The sequence below is a fragment of the Kosakonia sp. N21 genome (assembly GCF_050587465.1).
Lineage (GTDB): Bacteria > Pseudomonadota > Gammaproteobacteria > Enterobacterales > Enterobacteriaceae.
Genome location: NZ_JBOBHR010000035.1, coordinates 1 through 569, shown reverse-complemented (window position 1 = coordinate 569; position 569 = coordinate 1). Strand labels below are relative to the sequence as shown.

The 569-nt window shown below is 61.0% G+C and carries 1 protein-coding gene; it reads left to right on the top strand.

Annotation, left to right across the window (positions count from 1 at the left end; genetic code table 11):
- Window positions 1-569, top strand: a 569-nt coding sequence (locus ACQ3G7_RS24720; RefSeq protein WP_496353905.1) for a thiamine pyrophosphate-binding protein, incomplete at both ends; no start/stop codon positions are given.

Genomic DNA, 569 nt, shown 5'->3' with positions numbered 1-569 from the left:
ATGGACGCGGTACAGAAAGCCAAATCCGGTCACCCGGGAGCCCCGATGGGGATGGCTGACATTGCCGAAGTCCTGTGGCGTGATTTTCTGAACCATAACCCGACGAATCCGGCCTGGGCTGACCGCGACCGCTTTGTGCTGTCCAACGGCCACGGCTCGATGCTGATTTACAGCCTGCTGCACCTCACCGGTTACGACCTGCCGATGTCCGAGCTGCAGAACTTCCGTCAGCTGCACTCCAGAACGCCGGGTCACCCGGAAGTGGGCTACACCGCCGGTGTGGAAACCACCACCGGCCCGCTGGGGCAGGGCATTGCCAACGCCGTGGGCATGGCGATTGCCGAGAAAACCCTTGCGGCGCAGTTCAACCGCCCGGGTCACGACATTGTTGACCACTTCACCTACGCCTTTATGGGCGACGGCTGCATGATGGAAGGCATTTCCCATGAAGCCTGCTCGCTGGCCGGTACCCTGAAACTGGGCAAACTGGTGGCGTTCTATGATGACAACGGCATCTCCATCGACGGTCACGTTGAGGGCTGGTTCACCGACGACACCGCGAAACGCTT